At 74.6% G+C, this 17,233-nt stretch carries 17 protein-coding genes; 9 read left to right on the top strand and 8 right to left on the bottom strand.

Annotated features, from left to right (window positions below):
- Nucleotides 1–5 precede the first annotated feature (5 nt).
- The 4 genes from SM573_RS24490 (at nucleotide 6) to SM573_RS24475 (ending at nucleotide 2,830) form a co-directional block, all read left to right on the top strand.
- A complete protein-coding gene (locus SM573_RS24490) occupies nucleotides 6–254 on the top strand; it encodes a hypothetical protein (protein ID WP_474609501.1) in 249 nt (82 codons plus the stop codon).
- 254 nt (nucleotides 255–508) lie between these two features.
- The gene (gene tatA / locus SM573_RS24485; RefSeq protein WP_474609502.1) at nucleotides 509–832 is read left to right on the top strand and encodes a Sec-independent protein translocase subunit TatA; all 324 of its coding nucleotides are present in this window, start codon (nucleotides 509–511) and stop codon (nucleotides 830–832) included.
- Nucleotides 833–850: 18 nt separating this feature from the next.
- The gene (tatC, locus tag SM573_RS24480; protein ID WP_474617163.1) at nucleotides 851–1,804 is read left to right on the top strand and encodes a twin-arginine translocase subunit TatC; all 954 of its coding nucleotides are present in this window, start codon (nucleotides 851–853) and stop codon (nucleotides 1,802–1,804) included.
- Nucleotides 1,805–1,903: 99 nt separating this feature from the next.
- Entirely contained in the window at nucleotides 1,904–2,830 is a 927-nt protein-coding gene (locus SM573_RS24475; RefSeq protein WP_474609504.1) for a diacylglycerol kinase family protein, read from the top strand.
- Here the strand turns inward: SM573_RS24475 and SM573_RS24470 are convergent.
- Both SM573_RS24470 and SM573_RS24465 read right to left on the bottom strand, forming a co-directional pair.
- Nucleotides 2,745–3,704, bottom strand: a complete 960-nt coding sequence (locus tag SM573_RS24470) for an EamA family transporter (protein ID WP_474617162.1) — start codon at nucleotides 3,702–3,704, stop codon at nucleotides 2,745–2,747. The two genes, SM573_RS24475 and SM573_RS24470, sit on opposite strands and share 86 nt — an antisense overlap.
- 196 nt (nucleotides 3,705–3,900) lie before the next feature.
- Nucleotides 3,901–4,677 carry an HAD family hydrolase gene (locus tag SM573_RS24465; RefSeq protein ID WP_474609506.1) on the bottom strand — a complete coding sequence of 259 codons (777 nt, stop codon included), beginning with the start codon at nucleotides 4,675–4,677 and terminating at the stop codon, nucleotides 3,901–3,903.
- Between the two features lie 77 nt (nucleotides 4,678–4,754).
- Between SM573_RS24465 and SM573_RS24460 the strand changes: the two genes are divergently transcribed.
- Complete coding sequence (locus tag SM573_RS24460) at nucleotides 4,755–7,556, top strand: DEAD/DEAH box helicase (RefSeq protein WP_474609507.1); 2,802 nt, start codon at nucleotides 4,755–4,757, stop codon at nucleotides 7,554–7,556.
- A gap of 114 nt (nucleotides 7,557–7,670) precedes the next feature.
- Here the strand turns inward: SM573_RS24460 and SM573_RS24455 are convergent, their stop codons facing one another.
- The 3 genes from SM573_RS24455 to SM573_RS24445 form a co-directional block, all read right to left on the bottom strand.
- Nucleotides 7,671–8,591, bottom strand: a complete 921-nt coding sequence (locus tag SM573_RS24455; protein ID WP_474609508.1) for a 5'-3' exonuclease — start codon at nucleotides 8,589–8,591, stop codon at nucleotides 7,671–7,673.
- A 117-nt stretch (nucleotides 8,592–8,708) separates the two neighbouring features.
- Nucleotides 8,709–8,939 carry a hypothetical protein gene (locus tag SM573_RS24450; RefSeq protein WP_474617161.1) on the bottom strand — a complete coding sequence of 77 codons (231 nt, stop codon included), beginning with the start codon at nucleotides 8,937–8,939 and terminating at the stop codon, nucleotides 8,709–8,711.
- 115 nt (nucleotides 8,940–9,054) lie between these two features.
- Nucleotides 9,055–10,317, bottom strand: a complete 1,263-nt coding sequence (locus SM573_RS24445; protein ID WP_474617160.1) for an MFS transporter — start codon at nucleotides 10,315–10,317, stop codon at nucleotides 9,055–9,057.
- An 86-nt stretch (nucleotides 10,318–10,403) separates the two neighbouring features.
- Here SM573_RS24445 and SM573_RS24440 point away from each other — a divergent pair, with 86 nt between their 5' ends.
- Nucleotides 10,404–11,285 (top strand): winged helix-turn-helix transcriptional regulator, encoded by an 882-nt coding sequence (locus SM573_RS24440; RefSeq protein ID WP_474609511.1) that lies wholly within the window; start codon nucleotides 10,404–10,406, stop codon nucleotides 11,283–11,285.
- A gap of 54 nt (nucleotides 11,286–11,339) precedes the next feature.
- On the opposite strand, the gene SM573_RS24435 is transcribed toward SM573_RS24440, so the two are convergent.
- Complete coding sequence (locus SM573_RS24435; RefSeq protein WP_474609512.1) at nucleotides 11,340–12,710, bottom strand: glycosyl hydrolase family 18 protein; 1,371 nt, start codon at nucleotides 12,708–12,710, stop codon at nucleotides 11,340–11,342.
- A gap of 233 nt (nucleotides 12,711–12,943) precedes the next feature.
- Here SM573_RS24435 and SM573_RS24430 point away from each other — a divergent pair, with 233 nt between their 5' ends.
- From SM573_RS24430 to SM573_RS24420, 3 genes are all read left to right on the top strand, one after another.
- Nucleotides 12,944–14,059, top strand: a complete 1,116-nt coding sequence (locus SM573_RS24430) for a M24 family metallopeptidase (protein ID WP_474617159.1) — start codon at nucleotides 12,944–12,946, stop codon at nucleotides 14,057–14,059.
- Nucleotides 14,056–15,198, top strand: a complete 1,143-nt coding sequence (locus tag SM573_RS24425; protein ID WP_474617158.1) for an acyl-CoA dehydrogenase family protein — start codon at nucleotides 14,056–14,058, stop codon at nucleotides 15,196–15,198. The genes SM573_RS24430 and SM573_RS24425 overlap by 4 nt, the downstream gene beginning before the upstream one ends.
- 100 nt (nucleotides 15,199–15,298) lie before the next feature.
- Entirely contained in the window at nucleotides 15,299–15,805 is a 507-nt protein-coding gene (locus SM573_RS24420; RefSeq protein ID WP_474609515.1) for an Lrp/AsnC family transcriptional regulator, read from the top strand.
- Here SM573_RS24420 and SM573_RS24415 read toward each other — a convergent pair.
- Together SM573_RS24415 and SM573_RS24410 are read right to left on the bottom strand one after the other, a co-directional pair.
- The gene (locus SM573_RS24415) at nucleotides 15,735–16,346 is read right to left on the bottom strand and encodes a histidine phosphatase family protein (protein ID WP_474609516.1); all 612 of its coding nucleotides are present in this window, start codon (nucleotides 16,344–16,346) and stop codon (nucleotides 15,735–15,737) included. The two genes, SM573_RS24420 and SM573_RS24415, sit on opposite strands and share 71 nt — an antisense overlap.
- 47 nt (nucleotides 16,347–16,393) lie before the next feature.
- Nucleotides 16,394–17,233, bottom strand: coding sequence for a helix-turn-helix transcriptional regulator (locus SM573_RS24410; protein ID WP_474617157.1), 840 nt, complete (start codon nucleotides 17,231–17,233; stop codon nucleotides 16,394–16,396).

Raw genomic sequence — 17,233 nt, 5'->3', positions numbered from 1 at the left:
CCGCCGTGCTGTGGTGGATCGTGCTCGCGGTGGTGCTGGCCGCCCTCGTCCTGCTCGCGCTGGCCGTGCGGGGGGTGCTGGCCCGGCTGCCCGGGCTGCGCCGGGCGGCGCTGAAGCTGCAGCGTCGCCAGGCCGAGGCGATCGAGCTGGCCGGGGCCGCCCACGTGCTCCAGGAGCGGGCCGAGACGCTCCAGGAGCAGCTCGCCACCACCCAGCGCCGGATCGAGCTGATCAGGGCCAAGCGGCAGGGCTGACCGGCGGGGTGGGCGATCTCCTCGCGCTCCGGGCGGGAGGCGCCGGGCGCGGAGGCCCCGATCGACCATGCCGAGCGGCCGGACGAGGCCGGGGAAACGAACCGTCATCGCCTGTTGACGGGACATCCCGGGTTGGTCAAGACTTCACCGGCCGGGACGAACCACCGCGCCCCGGCGGGTGGCATCGGGCCGATACGCACGTACGATGGGCTCCGACACACCCCTTGCTGTCTCACAAGCGACTGGAGCTTCCCATGGGTGCCCTCAAGCCGTGGCACATCGCCGTACTCGTGGTCGTGCTGATCCTGCTCTTCGGCGCGAAGCGGCTCCCCGACGCGGCCCGCTCGCTCGGCCGCTCGCTGCGGATCATCAAGGCCGAGACCAAGAGCCTGCACGACGACGACCGCGACCTGGCCGAGAAGGCCGACGCGCAGGCCGGCTACCAGCCGCTGCCGCCGCACGCCGCCCCGCAGCAGGCGCCCTACCAGGCCGCGCCGCAGCAGCCCCAGCAGGCGCCCTACCAGGCCGCACCGCAGCAGCCGGTCGTCGACCCGGTGCAGCGCGTCCGCGACAACTGACCGAGGGGCCCGAAGACCGTGGCCTTCGCGCTGCGTAAGCGCGGCCCGAGCAACTTCGAACGGGCCGCCGACGGCTCGATGACACTCATCGAGCACATCCGGGAGCTGCGCACCCGCCTATTCCGCGCCTCGTTGGCGGTCGTCGGCGGTCTGATCGCTGGGTTCTGGCTCGCCGACCCGGTGTTCCTGCTGCTCAAACGCCCCTATTGCCGGTTGCCCGGCACGACCGACGCGTTCGGGAAGTGCCAAGACCTGCTGGCGTTGGCACCGACGACCGGTTTCGTACTCAAGCTCAAGCTCGCGCTCTGGCTCGGGTTGATCATCGGCGGGCCGGTCTGGCTCTACCAGCTCTGGGCGTTCATCGCCCCGGGTCTGCACCGGCACGAGCGCAAGTGGGCCTACGTCTTCGTGGCGATCGCCGCTCCGCTCTTCGCGGCCGGAGCGGTACTGGCCTACGTGGTGGTGGACAAGGGCCTCGGTTTCCTCATGGCGTCCGGGGTCGGCGGGTTGTCGAACCAGTTCGAGGTGAGCGCCTACATCGCGTTCATCACGAACATGATCCTGCTGTTCGGCGTGGCGTTCGAGTTCCCGCTCATCCTGCTCATGCTCAACTTCACCGGGGTGGCGAGCGCGCGACGGCTGCTGAGCTGGTGGCGGGTCGTCATCTTCATCTCGTTCGCGTTCGCGGCCGTCGCCACGCCGGACCCGGGCCCGTTCGGGATGACCCTGCTGGCGGCGTCGCTCTCCCTGCTCTACTTCGTCGCGGTGGGTGTCGCGTTCCTCAACGACAAGCGCCGCGGTCGGGGCAAGGAGGTCTACGCGGGCATCGCCGACGACGAGGTGTCGCCGCTGGATCTCGACTCGGAGCCGGTGGAGGCCGGCGGGCGGGTCGAGGCGCCGGAGCCGATCTCCGCGCCGGAGCCGATCGCCGCACCGACGCCGATCGAGCGCCGCTACGACGACATGACCTGACCGATCCGGTGGTGCCGCGGCGCGGCGCCGCCCCGACACGACGACGCGCGAAGGCCGCCCGGACCGGGCGGCCTTCGTCGTACCGGTAGGTTGCTCGCCATGACCGCGGACGATCACCCCGCCGTCGATCCCGACGGTCCCGTCGCCGTGCTGGCGAACCCGAGCGCCGGCCGGGGCCGGCACCGGGGTCTCCTGGCGCCGCTGCTGTCCCGGCTGGCCGGCGCCGGCCGGGAGGTCCGACTGTTGGAGGCGCACAGCGCCGAGCAGGCCGAGACGGTCTGCCACGCCGCCGTGGCCGGCGGTGTGTCGGCGCTGGTGGCGGTGGGCGGCGATGGCACCATGCACCGCGCGTTGCAGGCGGTCGCCGGCACGGCTGTCCCGTTCGGGGCGGTCCCGGCCGGCACCGGCAACGACTTCGCGACCGACACCGGGTACCCGCCGGACCCGTTCGCCGCCGCCGAGGTGATCGCCGGGGCGCTGCGGGCCGGCCGCGCCCGCCCCCTCGACCTGGCCCGCCTGACCGGCCCGACCGGCCCGCCCCGGTGGTACGGGGCGGTGCTCGCCGCCGGCTTCGACGCGATCGTCAACGAGCGGGCCAACCGGATGCGCTGGCCGAGAGGGCCGCGCCGGTACGACCTCGCGATCGTCGTGGAGCTGGCCCGGCTGAGCCCGCGCCGCTACAAACTCTGCCTCGACGGCGAACCTCACGAGGTGGACGCGGTGCTGGTGGCCGTGGGCAACTGTCCCACGTACGGCGGTGGGATGCGGATCTGTCCGGACGCCGACCCGGCCGACGGGTTGCTCGACGTGGTGGTCGGCGGCCGCCTCGACCGGCGCACCCTGGTGCGGGTCAAGCCGAGTATCTACCAGGGCACCCACGTGCGGCACCCGCTGGTCACCACCTACCGGGTGCGCACCGTGGAGCTGGCGGCCGAGGGCATCACCACGTACGCCGACGGCGAGCGGTCGCTGGACCTGCCGGTGACGGTGACCGCCGTTCCGGGCGCCCTGCGGTTGCTGCGTTGACCCGCACCGCGCCGACGCTCGCGGCGATCACCAGGGCGATCGCCGCCACCTCCACCGCCGTGAGCCGCTGCCCGAGCACCAGGTAGCCGGCGAGCGCGGCGACCGCCGGGCCGAGGCTCATCAGCACCGCGAACGTGGCGGTCGGCAGCCGGCGCAGTGCGAGCAGTTCGAGGGTGTACGGCAGCCCGGAGGCGAGGACGGCGAGGGCCGCCCCCAACGCCAGCACCGGCGGCTCCCACAGCACCGGCCCGGCGGTCACCAGCCCGGCCGGAAGGGTCACCAGGGCCGCCGCGGTGAGCGCCAGGGCCAGCCCGTCGGCGCCCCGGAAGCGGGCGCCCACGCGGGCGCTGAGCACGATGTACGCCGCCCACATCGCCCCCGCGCCCAGCGCCAGGCCGGCCCCGAGCGGATCGAACCGGGTGAGGCCGCCCTGCCCGAGCAGGGCCACCCCGGCCAGCGCCACCCCGGCGCAGGCCCAGCTCGCCGCGCGCCGGGCGGTGACGACCGACAGCGCCAGCGGACCGAGCACCTCGAGGGTCACCGCCGGACCGAGCGGGATCCGCTCGATGGCCTGGTAGAAGATCGAGTTCATGCCGGCGAGCGCCAGCCCGAACGCCCCGACCGCCGCCCAGTCGGCCCGGCCGTGCCCGCGCAGCCGGGGGCGGCACACGAGCAGCAGCAGCGCGGCCGCGATGGCCAGCCGGAGGGTCACCGCACCCGGCACTCCGACGCGGGGGAAGAGCAGGGCCGCCACCGCGGAGCCGAACTGGACGGAGAGCGCACCGGCGAGCACCAGCCCGACCGCCCCCGCGTCGGCACGTCCCGCCGGGCGGGAGGCAGCCACCGGCCGCTCGGGAAGGAGGGTCTGGGTCACGCCGCCGACCCTCGACGGCCCGAGAGCGCCGGGCCGACGCGCCGGCCTCGTCGATGAAAGGAGCGGTCGCGGTGCACGCTCCTGACGCTAGCCCGGCCGTTGCCCCGGATACCCCCGGGTCCGGCGCGGGTGGTCTGCGGCACGTCCACGCCGCCACCTGCGAAGACGCGCAGTCAGCGCCGGTCGCTGTCCGGGCTCAGGCCCCCGCGGCGAGGTCGAGGACCGCGCCGAGACCGTTCGCCCGCCCCGGCTCGGCCGCCGGCAGCACCAGCACGGCGCAGCCGGCCGCGGCCGCGCCCGCGTCGGCCGGGGTGTCGCCCACCATCAGGGTCTCCTCCGGGTCGACCCCGAGCATCCCGCAGGCCCGCAGGAAGATGCCCGGGTCGGGCTTGCAACGCCCCACCTCGTAGGAGAGCACGAACGCGTCGACCAGCTCGCCGAGCCGCCAGGCGTCGAACAGCGGCCGCAGGTCGAAGCCGATGTTGCTCACCACGGCGACCCGGACGCCCGCCTCACGCAGCGCCGCGAGCGTGGGCGCGGTGTCCGGGTAGGGCACCCAGCCGTCGGGGACGAGCAGCCGCTCGTAGAGCGCCTCGGCGAAGCCCTCGATGCCGGCGTCGACGGTGCCGGCGAGGCCCGTGTAGGCGGCCCGGTGCGCGTGCGGGTAGAGGTCGCGGGCGGACCAGTCCTCCGCGAGCCGCGGCGGCACCCGGGCCGGCAGCGGCCCGCCGGCCCGACCCGCGGTGAGCAGCCGGTCGGCCAGGGCGGTGGCCTTCACCCGGTCCAGGGTGACCCCGCACGTCGCCGCGGCCTTGAGCACCCACTCCAGCGGGTCCTCCACCTGGGCGAGCGTGCCGTGGAAGTCGAAGAGCACCGCCTTGACCGGCCGGCGCGACGGCCGCGGTCGGGCGGCCGCGTCGCCACCCGGGGCGGGGGTCTGGGGCGGTTCGGGTTGCTCCGGCACGTGGTGCACCCTACCGACCGCCCCCGACGCCCCCTCCGGTCGGCCTTGTCCGGTGTCGTGTCCCGGCACGCATTAATCTTGAGGCCATGTCGAGTCCCGCCGAGCGGTACGCCGCGGCGCGCCGCCGGGCCGCGCAGGCCTCCATGTTTCCGGCGTTGGACGAGTTCGCCCTCGACCTGGGGTTCGATCTCGACGACTTCCAGCGGGAGGCGTGCCAGGCGTTGGAGAAGGGCAGCGGCGTGCTGGTCTGCGCCCCCACCGGCGCCGGCAAGACCGTGGTCGGCGAGTTCGCCGTACACCTGGCGCTGCGCGGCGGGACGGCGACGCCGGAGGGCGGCGCGGAGGGCGCGCCCGGCGGCGCCCGGCGCAAGTGCTTCTACACCACGCCCATCAAGGCGCTCTCCAACCAGAAGTACCACGACCTCGTGGACCGTTACGGCGCCGAGCGGGTCGGCCTGCTCACCGGCGACAACGCGATCAACGGCGACGCGCCGGTGGTCGTGATGACCACCGAGGTCCTGCGCAACATGCTCTACGCCGGCTCCAGCACCCTCGAGGGGCTCGCCTACGTGGTCATGGACGAGGTGCACTACCTCGCCGACCGGTTCCGCGGCGGCGTGTGGGAAGAGGTGATCATCCACCTGCCGGCGTCGGTCACCCTGGTCTCCCTGTCGGCCACCGTCTCCAACGCCGAGGAGTTCGCCGACTGGCTGGTCACCGTGCGCGGCGAGACCGCCGTGGTGGTCAGCGAGCACCGGCCGGTGCCGCTGTGGCAGCACATGCTGGTCGGCAAGCGGATGTTCGACCTGTTCCACGACGCCGACGCCGCCCGCAAGCACGACGTCCACCCGGAGCTGCTGCGCTACACCCGGGACACCATGCGCCGGTTGGAGCTGGGCGAGGGACGCAGCGCCGGCCCGGGCGGCGGCCGGCGGGGGCCGCGCTGGCGGGGCCCGATGCGCCCCGACATCGTCGACCGGCTCGATCGGGAGGGGCTCCTGCCGGCGATCCTGTTCATCTTCAGCCGGGCCGGCTGCGACGCGGCCGTGCAGCAGTGCCTCGCCGCCGGGCTGCGGCTCACCTCGCCGGAGGAGCGGGCGGAGATCCGGCGGGTCGTCGAGTCCCGGGTGACGGCGATCCCCGGCGAGGACCTCTCCGTGCTCGGCTACTGGGAGTGGCTCGACGGGCTCGAGCGCGGCCTCGCCGCCCACCACGCGGGCATGCTCCCGGCGTTCAAGGAGGTCGTCGAGGAGCTGTTCGTCCGAGGGCTGGTCAAGGCCGTCTTCGCCACCGAGACCCTCGCCCTCGGCATCAACATGCCGGCCCGGTGTGTCGTGCTGGAGCGGCTGGTCAAGTACAACGGCGAGGCGCACGTCGACCTCACCCCGGGGGAGTACACCCAGCTCACCGGCCGGGCCGGCCGTCGCGGCATCGACGTCGAGGGGCACGCCGTGGTGGTCTGGTCGCCCGAGACCGACCCGCGGCACGTGGCCGGCCTCGCCTCCACGCGCACCTACCCGCTGCGCTCCAGCTTCCGGCCCTCGTACAACATGGCCGTCAACCTGGTCGGCAGCGTCGGCGCGGAGCCCGCCCGGGCGCTGCTGGAGTCGTCGTTCGCGCAGTTCCAGGCCGACCGCTCGGTGGTCGGCCTGGCCCGGCAGGTGCAGCGCAACACCGAGACCATCGAGGCGTACGGCGCGGAGGCCGCCTGCCACCACGGCGACTTCGACGAGTACTTCGCGCTGCGGGTGGCGATCGCCGACCGGGAGCGGGCCCTGGCCCGGCAGGGGCAGACCCAGCGCAAGGCCGCGGCGGTGGCCTCACTGGAGCGCCTGCGGGTCGGTGACGTGATCCGGGTGCCGTCGGGGCGCCGCGCGGGCCTGGCCGTGGTGCTGGACCCGGCCACCGGCGGCTTCGGTGAGCCGCGCCCCCTGGTCCTCACCCAGGACCGCTGGGCGGGCCGGGTCAGCTCCGGCGACTTCACCACCCCGGCCGAGGTGCTCGCCCGCATCCGGGTCCCGAAGCACTTCAACCACCGGTCGCCCGCCGCCCGCCGGGACCTCGCCGCCGCCGTGGCCGCGACCGGCCTGGACCGGCACGCGGGCCGGCGCGGCGGTCGCTCCCGGCAGGCGGTCGGCGAGGACCACCGGCTCAGCCAGCTGCGGACCGAGCTGCGGCGGCACCCCTGCCACGCCTGCCCGGACCGGGAGGAGCACGCCCGCTGGGCCGAGCGGCGTCGCCGGTTGGAGCGGGACACCGAGGAGCTGCGCCAGCGGGTGGCCGGGCGGACGGGCTCGCTCGCCCGGACCTTCGACCGGATCGTCGCCCTGCTCACCGCCCGCGGCTACCTGACGGCCGACGGCGAGGTCACCGACGCCGGCCGTACGCTCGGCCGGATCTGGAGCGAGGCGGACCTGCTGGTCGCCGAGTGCCTGCGCCGGGGCGTCTGGGACGGGCTCTCCCCGGCCGAGCTGGCCGCCGCCGTGTCGGTGGTGGTCTACGAGGCGCGCCGTGACGTGGACGAGCGGGCGTCGCTGCCGCGCGGCCCGGTCGCCGACGCCGTCGACGAGACGCTGAAGCTGTGGGGCGACATCGAGGCGGACGAGAGCTCCCGGGGCCTGTCGGTGACCCGCGAGCCGGACCTCGGGTTCGCGTGGCCCATCTACCGGTGGGCGCGGGGTGAGGCGCTCGCGAAGGTGCTCGCGAGCGGCCACGAGTTCGACGGCGAGATGCCGGCCGGGGACTTCGTGCGCTGGGCGCGTCAGGTCGTCGACCTGCTCGGCCAGCTCGCCGACTCCGGCGGGGCGTCGCCCGACCTGCGCTCCACGGCGCGGCAGGCGATCGCCGCGGTCAACCGGGGTGTCCTCGCCTACCACGCCGCCGCCTGACCCACCCCCGCCCCCACCCCACACGCTCCCTGCCGCCCGCCCCGCCCACCCGGCCCCGTCGATCATGCAGTTGTGGCACGGCCGGGTGCGGGGTGCGGGGTGGGGTGGGCGGGGTCAGGGGGTGTCGGCCAGGGCGTCGACGAGGCGCCGGGTGGAGCCGGCGAGGTTCCACCGGCGGGCCAGCTCCAGCAGGCCGTCGGGGTCGACGGGCGCGCTCGGGAGCGCCGTGGGCAGCGCCGGCAGCGGCACGTCGAGGGCCACCCGGACCACCTTCGGCGCCACCGCGAGGTAGTCCCGGGCGGCGTCGAGCTTCGTCCGCAGGCCCGGCGCGAAGCCCGAGCGTGGATCGTCGAGGGCGGCGAGGATGCCGGCCAGGTCGCCGTAGCGCTCGATGAGCCGCGCCGCGGTCTTCTCGCCGACGCCCGGCACCCCGGGCAGCCCGTCGCTCGGATCACCGCGCAGGGCCGCGAAGTCGGCGTAGCGGCAGGCGGGCACCCCGTAGCGGGCCCGGACGGCGGCGTCGTCGCAGTCCTCCAGCTTCGCCACGCCGCGCCCCACGTAGAGCAGCCGGACGGGGCGGTCGTCGTCGACCAGCTGGAACAGGTCGCGGTCACCGGAGACGACCTCGACCGGCGCCGGCTGGGTGACCGAGAGGGTGCCCAGGACGTCATCGGCCTCGTAGCCGGCGGCACCGACGGTGGTGATGCCGACCGCGGCGAGCACGTCGAGGATCACCGGCACCTGCGGGGTGAGCGTGTCGGGCACGACCTCGCCACCCTCGGGGGCGAGCCGGTGCGCCTTGTAGGACGGCAACAGCGCCACCCGCCACTCGGGCCGCCAGTCGTGGTCGAGCGCGCAGACCATCCGGTCGGGTCGACGGGTGCGGATCAGCGTCGCCAGCATGTCGAGGAAACCGCGCACCGCGTTGACCGGGGTGCCGTCCTCGGCCCGGGCGGCCGACTCGGGTACGCCGAAGTAGGCCCGGAAGTAGAGGCTCGGGGAGTCGATCAGCAGGATCGGGGGTCGGTGTGCCACGCCGGACAGCCTGGCACAGGCCACTGACGAACGACAGCACCGACCGCCCGCGACGCGCACCGGCAGCCGGGGCCGTTCGCGGCGGTACCGGGCCGCCCCGACGAGGGGGCGGTGCCGTCAGCGCCGGTCGTCGTCGCGGCGGTACAGCGTCTGGCGGCGGGCGGCGGCCTGCACGAGGTAGGCCACGACGAGGAGCACGCCGGCGACGACCACCTCGACCCAGGCCGCCACACCGTCGGCCACGGTGAGCCCGATGACCAGCAGCACCAGCCCGGCGAGCGCCAGCACGCCGGCCCAGAGCTGTGCGCGCCGGCGCACCACGTGGCGGTTCGGCTTGTCGGCTGCCACCGTCGGTCCTTCCCGGTCCGGCCGCCCGTGCGGGGACCCGGTTCCAGGCTATCGACGCACACCCCACCGTTGCCCCCGAACCGACATCCCACGCGGCCGTCGCCGGCCGGACCGGTCAGGCCAACGGCGCGGGCCGTCGCTCCGGCGCGGTGTCCCGGTCGTGGTCGGTGAGGTCGCGCAGCCGGCGGATCGGGGAGAGCAGCAGCACCAGCGGCGCGCAGATCACCGCCGCGGCGAAGACCAGCAGTGTGGTGCGGGCGCCGACGAAGCCGGCCAGCGCACCGGCGACCAGACCGCCGACCGGGATCGCGCCCCAGGAGACGAAGCGGACCGTGGCCATCACCCGGGAGAGCAGGTCGGGCGGGCTGGCGATCTGCCGGTAGGTCCGCGTGGTCACGCTGAGCACCACCACGCCGACGGAGAAGACGACGTTGCCGACCGCGAACGCCGCGTACGCCGGCCAGCCGACGCCCAGCGGGACGACGAACGCGCCGCCGACGGCGACCAGACCGGCGACGACCAGGGCCCGCGCGGTGCCGAGCCACCCCGTGATCCGCGGGGTGAGCGCGGCGCCGAGCAGCGAGCCCACGCCCTCGACCGCGAGCAGCACGCCGACCAGACCGGCCGGGGCGTGCAGCTCCCGTACGAGGTAGAGCGGGTAGAGGGCGTGCTGCGCGCCGCAGACGAAGTTGACGGCGGTCGCGGCCCACATGCTCGGGCCCATCACCGGGTGGTACGCGACGAAGCGCCAGCCCTGCCGGATGAGCGCGCCCATCGGGGGCCACCGGTCCGGCGCGTCGGCGCGGCGGGCGGGCAAAGTGCGCAGCAGCACGGCGGAGACGAGGTAGCTGACCGCGTCCACCAGCAGCGTCGGCACCGCTCCCAGCGCCTGTACGGCGACGCCGCCGACCGAGGGCCCGCTCAGCTGGGACGCGGCGTGGGTGGCGGAGACGAGGCTGTTGCGGGACTGTAGCTGGTCCCGCTCGACGATGCCGGGCAGGAACGTCGCGTTGGCCACGTCGAAGAGCACGGTGGCGAAGCTGACCACGAGCGCGGTGACGACCAGGTGGGCGACCGTGAGGTGCCCCCACCACCAGGCGAGGGGGACGGACGCGACGGCCAGGGCCCGGAGCAGGTCGGCGGTGACCTGCGTGCCGCGCAGCGGCAACCGCTGGGTGATCACCCCGGCGGGCAGCCCGATGACGATCCAGGCGACGTAGCCGGCCGCCGCGATGAGCCCCATCTCGAAGGGGGTGGCGTCGAGGACGGTCAGCGCGGTCAGGGGTAGCGCCACGGCGCCGACCGCCGACCCGACCATGCTCGTCGTGCCGGCGGTCCACCACCGCCAGAACACCCCGGCCCGCGCTCCGACGCTCATGTCATCCGCCCCCGTCCGCGTGAACCGGTGAGTTCCAATTTGAAACGCACTATAGTCGAGTCGGACCGGAGCGGCGGAGGTGGGATGTGCGGCGAGCCGACCTCGCGGACGCGGACTGCGGCATCGCGCAGGCGCTGGGCGTGCTGGGCGACTGGTGGACGTTCCTCATCGTGCGCGACGTCGCCGGGGGTACGACCCGCTTCGACGCGCTCCAGCGGGAGCTCGGGGTCAGCCGGCGGGCGCTGACCGAGCGGCTGGCCGCGCTCGTCGAGCACGGGGTGCTGGAGCGCCGGCCGTACTCGCAGCACCCGCCCCGCTACGACTACCTGCTGACCCGCAAGGGCGAGGGGCTGCTACCGGCGCTGATCGCCCTGCAGGACTGGGGCACCCGGCACGTGATGGGCGACGGGGACCTCACCGCGACGGCCGAGGCCGGGTCGGCCGAGGCGCGGCGGGTGCACGACCTCGTCGGGCGGCGCCTGCCGGAGGTGGCCCTGCCCGGGGCGGACGGCCGGCCCGTCGCGCCGGCGGTCGCCGGCCGGTGGACCGTGCTCTACGCCTTCCCCGGCGCGTACGCGCCGGGCGTCGAGGACTATCCGCCCGGCTGGGGCGAGATCCCGGGCGCCCGGGGCTGCACGGTGGAGTCGGCGACGTACGCCGACCGCCACGCGACCTTCGAGGCCACCGGCGCGGCGGTGCGCGGCGTGAGCACGCAGCGCCCGGACCAGCTCGCCGACTTCGCGGCGTACGCCCGCCTGCCGTTCCCCCTGCTGTCCGACCAGGACGGTCGCCTCGCCGCGGGGTTGCTGCTGCCCACGTTCCGCGCGGGCGGGGTGGCCCGGTTGAAGCGGCTCAGCCTGCTCGTCGACCCGGGCGCGGTGGTCCGCGCGGTCCAGTTCCCGATCACCGACCCGGCCGGCTCGGTGGACGAGATGCTCGAGCTGGTGCGCCGGCACCGACGCGCCTGACCGGCGTCGGGGAGAGGCCCCTGCGAGGTGCCGACAGGGGCCTCTCCACACGGGTCAGGGCAGGACCCACCGCTGGTTGGCGCCGGCGAAGCAGTCCCAGATCTGCAGCCGGGTGCCGTCGGCGGAGCTGTTGTCGGTGGCGTCGAGGCACCGGTTCGACTGCGGGTTGCGCAGGGTGCCGTTGGACTGGGCCTGCCAGACCTGCGAGCCGGTGCCGTTGCAGTCCCAGAGCTGGACCTTGGTGCCGTTGGCGGTGCCGGCGCTGGTCACGTCGGCGCACTTGCCCAGCGCCCGCAGGGTGCCGTCGGTGCCCACCGTCCAGCGCTGCGCCGCGGTGCCGTTGCAGGTGTAGAGCTGGATCGGCGTGCCGTTGGCGGTGCTCGCCGCGGCCACGTCGACGCACTTGCCCCCGATCCCGGTGATCTGCCCGGTCCGCCCCGTCGGCGGCGGGGTGCCGCCCATCACGGTGTCGTAGATGGCGCTGACCAGCGAGGTCGAGTCGTTGCGGTCCTGCGACAGCTCCCAGTTCATCATGCCGCCGGCGTTGGCCATGGCCCACTGCGTCTTGCGCTTGACCGTCGGCACGCCGTTGTAGCACTGCTGGACACCGTTGACGGTGGTGCAGTCGCGGTTGGCGTTGGCCGGGTCCATGTCGACGAGCGCGCTGTAGGTGTAGTAGCCGGGGCGGCTGTAGAAGGGCACCCCGAGTACGGCCTTGGCGGCCGGCAGGCCGCGCGCCTTCCAGCCGTTCACGCTGTTGATCGACCAGTCGTAGTTGGCGTGCGGGCTGCCACCGTCGTACGCCATGATGTTCAGCCAGTCGACATAGCCGAAGACGGCGGCCGGCACGCCCTGGACGTAGTAGCCCTCGGAGACCACGGCCGCGGTGAGCAGCTTGCCCTGGGGCCGCAGCGCGTTGCTGAGCTGCTGCATGAGCAGGCTGTAGTTGGTGGCGGAGGTGCCCGGGTCCGGGTACTCCCAGTCCATGTCGACGCCGTCGAGGTTGTACTGGTTGACGAAGCTGACGACGCTGTTCACGAACGTGGTGCGGCTGCTCGCGTTGGCGGCGAGCGCCTCGAAGGCGGAGTCGTCGCCGTTGTTCCAGCCGCCGATCGCGATCGACACCTTGACGTTGTTGGCGTGCCCCAGCGACACCAGTTGGGAGAGCTTGCCCGGGTTCTCGACGGCCCGGAGCGTGCCGTTGCTGTTCGGCAGCACGAACGCGTAGTTGATGTGGGTGAGCTTGTTGTACTGGACGGAGGTGACGTTGCCGCTCCACGACGGCAGGTAGCCGACGCTCTTGAAGTTGTTCGGCAGCACGACCGCCTCGGCGGTGGCGGGGGACAGGGCGAGGGTGGCGCCGGCGGTCGCCAGCGCGAGCAGGCCGGCGGCGAGGGCCGAGCGCCGGGGTCGTGGTGTGGACATCGAGGGCCTTCCCGTGGACGGGGTTGCGGAGCCGTGCCACCGGACCCGGGGCCGGCCGGTGCGGCCGGACGCCGGGTCGGTGGGCGTACGGGTGGGGACAGGGTTCCTCGAGGAAGCCAAATCTTAAAGAGTGTTAACTGTCAGAGTCAACGATGTCATTCAATGAATGGGAGAGCGCTTCCCGACGCGCCGGTCGGCTAGGTCGCTCCCCAAACGACCGTTAAGCTGACCGCGTGGGAATCGACGAGCTCTACCCGCCGGAGAGGCTGGAAGTTGCCCGCCGCGCCACCGCCGCGGCCGGGCTGGACGCGCTGCTGCTCACCCCCGGCTCCGACCTGCGCTACCTCACCGGCTACGACGCGCACGCCGGCGAACGGCTGACCTGCCTCGTGCTGCCGGCGCAGGGGGAGCCGACGCTCATCGTGCCGACGCTCGAGCGGCCCGCCGCGGAGGCGTCACCGGCGCCGGCCACCGGCGTGCGCATCGTCGACCACGCCGACGGCACCGACCCGTACCCCCTGGTCGTCGCCGCCCTCGGCGGCCCGGCGCGGGCCGTGGGCCTGGCCGACCGGATGTGGGCCGAGCAGGTCCTCGCGCTGCGCGCGGCACTGCCCGACGCGCGGCAGCGCCTCGCCGGCGAGGTGCTGCGCGAGCTGCGGATCCGCAAGTCCCCGGCCGAGGTCGCGGCGCTGGCCGAGGCCGGTGCGGCCATCGACGCGGTGCACGCCCGGATGGGGGAGTGGCTGCGCCCCGGGCGCACCGAGACCGAGGTGGCCGCCGACATCGCGTCGGCGATCCGCGACGCGGGGCACGTGACGGTCGACTTCGTCATCGTGGCCGCCGGCCCGAACGGCGCCAGCCCGCACCACGGCACCTCGGAGCGCCCGATCGGGGCGGGTGAGCCCGTCGTGGTGGACATCGGCGGCACCATGCCCTCCGGCTACCGCTCGGACTGCACCCGCACCTACGTCGCCGGCGGGCCCGCCCCTGCCGAGTTCACCGACTACTACGCGGTCCTGCGGGAGGCGCAGCGCGCCGCGGTGGCCGCCGTACGCCCCGGGGTGAGCGCCGAGACGGTCGACGCGGTCGCCCGGGACGTCATCACGGCGGCCGGCCACGGGGCCGCCTTCCTGCACCGCACCGGGCACGGCATCGGCCTGGACGGTCACGAGGAGCCGTACGTGGTGGCCGGCAACCCGCGGCCCCTGGAGGCCGGCATGGCCTTCTCGATCGAACCGGGCATCTATCTCGCCGGGCGGCACGGGGCCCGGATCGAGGACATCGTCGTCTGCACGACGGACGGCGTCCAGCGGCTCAACACCACCACCACGGAGCTCATCGCGCTATGACTGTCGACCGGATCCTCCCCACCGACGAGGCCCGCGACCTGCTGGACCTCGCGACGGAGCTCGCCGACCGCGAACTCGCGCCGAAGGTCGCCGGGTACGAGGAGCGCGGCGAGTTCCCCCGCGAGGTGCTGCGCACCCTCGGCCGGGCCGGGCTGCTCGGCCTGCCGTACCCGGAGGAGTACGGCGGGGCCGCCCAGCCCTACGAGGTCTACGTGCAGGTGCTGGAGATCCTCGCCAGCCGCTGGCTCGCGGTCGCCGAGGCCGTCAGCGTGCACACCCTGTCGTGCCACCCGGTGGCCCAGTTCGGCACGGCCGACCAGCGCAAGCTGCTGCCCGACATGATCGGCGGGGAGCTGCTCGGCGCGTACTGCCTCACCGAGCCGCAGGGTGGCTCCGACGCCGCGGCGCTGACCACGAAGGCCGTCCGCGACGGCGACCACTACGTGGTGACCGGGACCAAGGCGTGGATCACCCACGCGCAGGTGGCGGACTTCTACAACGTGTTCTGCCGCACCGGCGGGCCGGGCCCCAAGGGCATCTCCTGCCTGCTGGCCGACCGGGGCACGCCCGGCATCGCGCCGCAGGCCGCCGAGCGCACGATGGGCCTGCACTCCTCACCGGTGGCGCAGATCGCCTTCGACGACGCGCGGGTGCCGGCCGAGCGGCTGATCGGCGGTGCGGGCCGGGGCTTCACCATCGCGATGTCGGCGCTGGACTCGGGCCGGCTGGGCATCGCGGCCTGCGCGGTGGGCCTGGCCCAGGCGGCGCTGGACTACGCGATCGGCTACGCGCGGCAACGGCAGCAGTTCGGCCGGGCCATCGTCGAGTTCCAGGGGCTCGGCTTCGTCCTGGCCGACCACGCCACGCAGATCTCGGCGGCGCGGGCGTTGACGCTGGCGGCCGCACGGCTGCGCGACGCCGGCCGGCCTTACTCGGTGGAGGCGGCGAAGGCGAAACTCTTCGCCACGGACGTGGCGATGCGGGTGACCACCGACGCGGTGCAGGTGCTCGGCGGCGCCGGCTACGTCGCCGACCACCCGGTGGAGCGGTACATGCGGGAGGCGAAGGTCCTCCAGATCGTGGAGGGCACCAACCAGATCCAGCGGATGGTGATCTCCCGGGCGCTGGCCAAGGGCTGAGTGGACCGACGGTGGCGGGGCCGGTGCGGTGCGTCGATCGCGCCGCGCGGCCCGGGCCGCGTCGTCGCCGTCCGGCGTTTTTCCCGGTAGGTTGCACGCCGTGGAGGAGACCGACCGTGCCATCGTCGCCGCGCTGACCGCCGACGGCCGCCTGTCGTACACGGATCTGGCGGAGAAGGTGGGCCTGTCGGTCTCCGCCGTGCACCAGCGGGTGCGCCGGCTGGAGCAGCGGGGCGTCATCAAGGGGTACGCGGCGCGCGTGTCGTTCGAGGCGCTGGACCTGCCGCTGACCGCCTTCGTGGCGATCCGGCCGTTCGACCCCTCCCAGCCGGACGACGCCCCGGAGCGGCTGGCGCACCTGCCGGAGATCGACTCCTGCTACTCCGTGGCGGGGGAGGACTTCTACCTGTTGCTGGTGCGGGTGGCCGGCCCGGCCGACCTGGAGCGGCTGCTCCAGGAGATCCGCACGGCGGCGAACGTCACCACCCGCACCACTGTGGTGCTCTCCACCCCGTACGAGAACCGGCCTCCGAAGATCAGTGGCGACTCGTCGAGTCGGGCGCGGTCCCGGGTGCCGGAGGAGCGGGCTGGTTCCACCGCAGGATGACCCGCCGCCCGTGCTCGTGGCCGAGCACGCTCACGGTGGCGGTGTCCAGGCGGAGCAGGCCGCCGGCGGACGGCGGCAGGCCGATCCAGCGGGCGCCGAGCACCCGCAGGCTGTGCGCGTGGCCGACCAGCGCGACGGTGCCGCGGTCGAGCAGCGGAGCGACCCGGGCGAGCACCCGGTCGAGCCGCTCGCCGACCTGGGCGGGCGACTCCCCGCCGGGGCAGCCGTCGGTCCAGATGTTCCAGTGCGGGTCGTCCTCGTGGATGTCCACGGTGGTGCGCCCCTCGTACTCGCCGTAGTTCCACTCGACGAGGTCCTCGTCGACGGAGTCGACGGTGAGGCCGGCGAGCTGGGCCGTGCGCAGCGCCCGCATCCGGGGGCTGGCCAGCACCTTGACGAAGCGCCGGCCGGCGAGGAACGCGGCCAGCGTGCGGGCCTGCCGCTCGCCGTCGGGGGTGAGCTCCAGGTCGGTGTACGACGTGTGCCGGCGACTGGCGCTCCAGGTCGTCTCGCCGTGCCGGATCAGCAGGATCTCGCTCACCCGCCCAGTCAACCACGACCGGTGGACCCCGGCCGGTGGGCGGGCGGTTACCCGGCCAGGGACTGGGTGCCGAGCACGGTCAGCAGGGCGAGGCGTTCGGCGTCCTCGGTGCCCGGCGCCGCGGTGTAGACCATGATCCGCAGGTCGCTGCCGGCCACGGTGAGCACGTCGCAGTCCAGCGTCAACGCGCCGACGCGCGGATGGTCGATGGTCTTGCGGGCGGCCTCGTGCCGGCCCACGGCGCCGGTGTCCCACAGCTCGGCGAACCGGTGGCTGTGGGCCCGCAGCTCACCGACGAGCCGGCGTAGGCGCGGGTCGGCCGGGTAGCGCGCGGTGGCGGCGCGCAGGTCGGCCACCAGGGCGGTCTCGAACGCGCGCCGCTCGGCCGGGTCGAGTCGGGCGCGCGAGCCGGTGCCGAGGAACTGCCGCCACACGCCGTTGCGTTCGTCGCCCCGCCAGCCGGACGGGTCGCCCATGAGGGCCGCGTACGGCGGGTTGGCCACCAGCAGGGTCCAGGACGCGTCGTAGACGGCGACCGGGGTGCCGGCGAGCCGGTCCAGCAGCCGCTGGACGCTCGGGGTGACCTCGGTGGGCATCGTCTGCGGGTCGGGCTGCGCGAGCCCGGCCAGCCGGTGCAGGTGGGCCCGCTCGGTGTTGGACAGCCGCAGCGCCCGGGCGAGGGCCGCGACGACCTGCGCCGAGGGGTGGGACGCCCGGCCCTGTTCGAGGCGGGTGAGGTAGTCGACGGAGATGCCGGCCAGCATCGCCAGCTCCTCGCGGCGCAGCCCGGCCGTCCGGCGGGGACCGCCGGCGGGCAGGCCGGCCGCCTCGGGTCGCACCCGGTCGCGCCAGCGGCGCACCGCCCGCCCGAACTCCGCCGTCGTCAT

This window comes from Micromonospora xinjiangensis (assembly GCF_056150165.1).
The sequence above is the reverse complement of the archived record's forward strand: the minus strand, read 5'-3'. Positions and strand labels throughout refer to the sequence as shown.

Bases quoted from the DNA above. Each gene is read 5' to 3' on its own strand.
- SM573_RS24475 (WP_474609504.1), top strand. From the start codon at position 1,904: ATGACCGCGGACGATCACCCCGCCGTCGATCCCGACGGTCCCGTCGCC.
- SM573_RS24410 (WP_474617157.1), bottom strand. From the start codon at position 17,233: ATGACGACGGCGGAGTTCGGGCGGGCGGTGCGCCGCTGGCGCGACCGG.
- SM573_RS24460 (WP_474609507.1), top strand. From the start codon at position 4,755: ATGTCGAGTCCCGCCGAGCGGTACGCCGCGGCGCGCCGCCGGGCCGCG.
- SM573_RS24425 (WP_474617158.1), top strand. From the start codon at position 14,056: ATGACTGTCGACCGGATCCTCCCCACCGACGAGGCCCGCGACCTGCTG.
- tatA (WP_474609502.1), top strand. From the start codon at position 509: ATGGGTGCCCTCAAGCCGTGGCACATCGCCGTACTCGTGGTCGTGCTG.
- SM573_RS24435 (WP_474609512.1), bottom strand. From the start codon at position 12,710: ATGTCCACACCACGACCCCGGCGCTCGGCCCTCGCCGCCGGCCTGCTC.
- SM573_RS24445 (WP_474617160.1), bottom strand. From the start codon at position 10,317: ATGAGCGTCGGAGCGCGGGCCGGGGTGTTCTGGCGGTGGTGGACCGCC.